This is a genomic window from Micromonospora globispora (genome assembly GCF_003857015.1).
GTDB classification, from domain to species: domain Bacteria; phylum Actinomycetota; class Actinomycetes; order Mycobacteriales; family Micromonosporaceae; genus Micromonospora; species Micromonospora globispora.
On the sequence record NZ_QGGF01000017.1, the window covers coordinates 1 to 4,430 of the forward strand.

General features: G+C 73.3%; 5 protein-coding genes. 1 reads left to right on the forward strand and 4 read right to left on the reverse strand.

Going from position 1 to position 4,430, the window contains the following annotated elements:
* The 4 genes from DKL51_RS00470 to DKL51_RS00485 form a co-directional block, all read right to left on the reverse strand.
* Positions 1–375, reverse strand: a 375-nt coding sequence (locus DKL51_RS00470; protein ID WP_124811606.1) for an STAS domain-containing protein, incomplete at its 3' end; no start/stop codon positions are given.
* Between the two features lie 88 nt (positions 376–463).
* Complete coding sequence (locus DKL51_RS00475; protein ID WP_109943379.1) at positions 464–916, reverse strand: DUF4383 domain-containing protein; 453 nt, start codon at positions 914–916, stop codon at positions 464–466.
* 115 nt (positions 917–1,031) lie between these two features.
* Positions 1,032–2,186, reverse strand: a complete 1,155-nt coding sequence (locus DKL51_RS00480; RefSeq protein WP_109943368.1) for a glycosyltransferase — start codon at positions 2,184–2,186, stop codon at positions 1,032–1,034.
* Between the two features lie 124 nt (positions 2,187–2,310).
* Entirely contained in the window at positions 2,311–3,291 is a 981-nt protein-coding gene (locus tag DKL51_RS00485) for a glucosyl-3-phosphoglycerate synthase (protein WP_243420900.1), read from the reverse strand.
* A 226-nt stretch (positions 3,292–3,517) separates the two neighbouring features.
* On the opposite strand from DKL51_RS00485, the gene DKL51_RS00490 reads away from it, so the two are divergent.
* Positions 3,518–4,430: Gfo/Idh/MocA family protein (locus DKL51_RS00490; RefSeq protein ID WP_148097689.1), on the forward strand; the 913-nt coding region annotated here is incomplete at its 3' end.

Here is a 4,430-nt window from a genome sequence, read left to right on the forward strand (position 1 = left end):
GGCCCGCAGGCGCGGTGCCGCGGCCGCGTTGGCCAGCGCGGTGGCCTCGGCGCAGTCCGGGTGTACCGGCACCACCCGGCACGCGGTCGACTCGGCCAGCCAGGTCGCCGCGTCCTGCGGCGGGGCGCAGAGCACCATCGGCACCGCGGGCCAGTCGGCGGCCCGCCGGGCGGCGGCGGCGAAGACGGAGAGCGCCAGCCGGTCGGCGACCTCGACGTCGGCGAGGTCGACCACGAGCGCGTCCGGCTGGGCGGTCAGGCAGCGGTCCAGCACGGTGTGCACCGACCGCATGGTGGCCAGGTCCAGCTCGCCGGCGAGGCGTACCACGGTGACCGGCGATTCGTCGCGGACCTCGCAGCTGATCCGGGTCGACATGAGGCCCTCGTTTCCGTCTTGTCGCGAGTCTGCGAACTACCCGCCACCCGGCCGGACGAAACCGGACCACCCGCCCATCCGGCCCTGGTCAGCGGCGATTCGGATCACGTCGGGTGAGCAGGCCGAGGGCGATCATGCCGACCCCGAGCAGGAGGTGCAGCCAGTTGTCGGCGCCGTTGACCGGGACGAAGTTGGCCGCGCTGCGCTGGTCGACCACCAGGCCGTAGAGCCAGAGCACGAGGTAGATCGCGCCGCCCCCGACCAGGAAGGTGCGCGCCCCGGTCACCGTCCGGGACATCGCCAGCCCGGCGACGCCGAAGAGCAGGTGCACGACGTTGTGCAGCACCGACACCTGGAAGACGCCGAGCAGCCTGGCGTCCGACTGGTGCCCGGCGAGGGAGAGGCCGCCGAAATTACTGGTGACCCCGGGTACGAAGCCGAGCACCCCGATCAGCAGGAAGATCACCCCGACGCCGGTGGCCGCGCGGCGGACCGGTGCGCGGCCGTCGGCCGGATTGCGTCGAGCCCGGGCGTGCGCCATCGAGTTCGTCACGGCGGCCTCCTCACCTGCAAACGCGCCCGGTTTCCCGCCGGGGCCGGCGCCAAACGCCGCCCGGCCCGGCCCTCTACGGGCCGGGCCGGGCGATCGGAACCGGTCAGGCGGGCTGAAGCTCGCGGGCGGCGAGCTGACGGACCCGCTCGTACAGGCCGACGTACCTCTCGGCCATCATCGCCGGGGTGAACCGGGCGGCGGCCTCCCGCCGGCACTCGTCCGGGTCGAGCAGGCCGGCGGCGAGCACCAGCTCACCCAGCTCCTCCTCGTCCGTGGTGAGCAGTCCGGTGCGGCCGTGCTCGATCAGCTCCGGCAGGCAGCCGCGGGAGGTGGAGACCACCGGCGTACCCAGGGACAGCGACTCGACCACCGCGGTGCCGCCGGGCTCCTCCCAGCGCAGCGGGAAGAGCGACGCCCGGGCCCCGGCGACCAGGTCGTCGCGCTCCTGGCCGGCCACCGTGCCCACCCAGCGCACCAGGTCACCGTCGACGTGCGGCGCGACCTGGTCGTAGAAGAACCGGACATCCGGGTTCTGCCGGGCCTCGTCCCCGGCCGCGGCCAGGTCCTCCGGCCGGTGGTACGGCCCGACCGGGCCGGCCAGCACCAGCGGGAAGCCCACCTGCTGGGCCAGCCGGGCGCCCAGGTCCTGCCCCTTGCCGGGGTTGATCCGGCCCAGGATGACCAGGTAGTCCCCCTTCTCCACGCGCGGTCGCCGGTCGGCGCCGACCGCGAGCGGAGTGGACAGGTGCACATGCCCCACCGAGTGGTCCTGCAGCGCCTGCGGGGCGCGGGCCAGCTGGGAGGCGGAGACCCCGTTGACCCGGACCCGGTCGCCCCCGTCGAGGTTGCCGTAGAGCTCCGGGTGCTTGGCCAGGTCCCAGTGCAGGGTGTGCAGCACCGGCGGGCCGTCCGGGCCCATCGCCGCCATGGTGGCCAGCCCGACCGCCTCCACGTGGTCGTGCACCAGGTCGATGTCGTCGCGGGCGTGCAGCTCGCGCACCACTCCGTGCAGGTGTGCCTGGGAGATGCCGCAGACCTGGTTGTACGGCCGTTGCAGGGCGTGGAACTGGCCGTCCGGGAAGACCCAGATCTTCTCGTCGACGGGCAGGGTGCTGGTTTCCACCGAGGCGAGCACCACCCGGACGCCGAGGCGGCGCAGCTCCGGCACCAGGGTGGCCACCACGTTCTCGATCCCGCCGTAGCCGGGCGGCGGCACGGACAACCAGGGACCCGCGTTCATCAGGACGGTGAGACTCATCGTGCTGGGTTCCTCTCCTTGGCGGCGCCCCCGTCGGCCCTCCGCGTGCCAGCGACCGGCCCCTCGGACCGGTCGTCACCCGCCGGTCCGCTGGACCGACCGTCGTCACCGCTGCCCGGTGCCGTCACGCCGCGACCCGCCGCCGGGGCACCCGGTGCCGCAGCTGCGCCAGCGGGGGCCGCTCCTCGATGGAGACGTCGCTGACCACGATCTCCCGGTCGAGGTTGGGCAGTGCGTCGGTACCGCCCCGCCGGAACTGGGTCAGCAGCGCGGACGGGTCGCTGCCCGGGCTCGCCCAGCCGCGCCGCTGCAGGCGGGACCAGGCGGTGAGCATGATCTGCGCGGACATCCGGCCGAGCGCCGCGGTGTCCTGGTGGCGGTGCTTGCGCTCGCCGAGGTCCACCTGGGCCAGCGCGTCCAACCCGACCAGCTCCAGCAGGTCGATCAGCATTGCCGTCTCCACGCCGTACCCGGAGACGAACGGCACCTGCTCCAGCACCTCCCGGCGCCCGGCGTACTCGCCGGCGAGGGGCTGGACGAAACCGGCGAGTTCCGGCCAGAAGAGGTTGAGCAGCGGCCGGGCCATCAGCTCCGTCACCCGACCGCCACCGTCGATCTCCACACCGGTCGCTCCGACCAGGGGCCGGTGGTAGAAGCCCTTGACGAAGTCGACCGACGGGTCGGTCAGCAACGGTCCGATCAGGCCCGTGACGAAGTGCGGGCGGAAGTCACGCAGGTCGGCGTCGATGAACGCCACCACGTCGCCCTCGGCCGCCGCCAGGCCGGCCCAGAGCGCGTCGCCCTTGCCGGTCAGCTGGGGCAGCCCTCGGGTCATCGCGTCCTGGCTGACCACCTCGGCGCCGGCGGCACGGGCCACCTGGGCGGTGCGGTCGGTCGACCGGGAATCCACCACGATCAGCTCGTCGACCAGGGGAACCCGATCGATCAGGTGCTCCCGGATCGTCGACACGATCGCGCCGACGGTGGTCTCCTCGTTACGGGCCGGTAGCACCACGCTGACCCGGCTGTGGCCCTTGGCGCGCAGCAGCCGCCGCGCCGGCCAGTCCTCGGCCGAAGTGGTCCGGTACGTGGCCCAAGCCTCCACCACCGGTGACACAATCGCTTCTGTATCCCGCACAGGCACACCCCCAGGTTGTGGCGGTAAGGCGAAGACGGTTTTCCCAGAACCGACTCCGCGCTAACCGGATCATGCCTAACAGCTTGATCACGCCTGGTGCACCGACTGGTTCCCCGCTGATGAACGTTTGATTGCCTGCTCCTCAGGGGAGAGCACTTCGGAAGTCGTGGAACCGTGGCGAGAGGGTCGATGGATGCGCGCGTGCCGGGTGGGACTGGTAGGAGCCGGCGGGGTGGCGCAACGCCATGCCCGGGTGCTGAGCGGCTTCGAGGATGTGGAACTGCTCGGGGTGACCGATGTCGCCCGTGACGCGGCGGAGGCGCTCGCCGGGGCGCACGGCGCCCGGACCTTCGTTGATGTGGAGGAACTGCTCGCCGCCGGGCCGGACGCCGTGTACGTCTGTGTGCCGCCGTTCGCGCACGGACCGGTCGAGGAGCTGGTGATCGCCGCCGGTGTGCCGATGTTCGTGGAGAAGCCGGTGGCGGTGGACCTGGAGACCGCGGAACGGGTCGCCGAGCTGGTCGAGCGGCGCGGGCTGCTCACCGCGGTGGGCCACCACTGGCGTTACCTGCACATCGTGGAGCAGGCCCGGGAGCTGCTCGCCGATCGCCCGGTACGGATGGTCAACGGCGCCTGGCTGGACAAGGTGCCCCCGGTCGACTGGTGGGCCCGGCGGGAGCGCTCCGGTGGCCCGGTCGTCGAGCAGGCCGCGCACGTGCTGGACCTGATCCGGGCGCTGGTCGGCGAGGCCACCGAGGTGACCGCGTACGGCGACGGCAGCCCGCCGCCGGTGGACGGCGCCGACATCGACTCGGTGACCGCGGCGACACTGCGCTTCGCCAGCGGCGCGGTCGGCACCCTCGCTGCGGCCTGCGTGCTGGGCTGGAAGCACCGGGCCGGCGTCGAGATCCTCGCCGACGGGCTGGCGCTGTCGCTGGCCGAGGACGGCCTGCTGATCCGCGACGCCGACGGCCAGCGGCACCTGCCCGCCGACCCGGACGGCGCCCGGGTGGCCGTGGACCGCGCGTTCATCGACGCCGTCCGGGGGGTCGGCGACGACATCCGGGTGCCGTACGCCGAGGCGCTGCGGACCCAGCGGCTCGGCG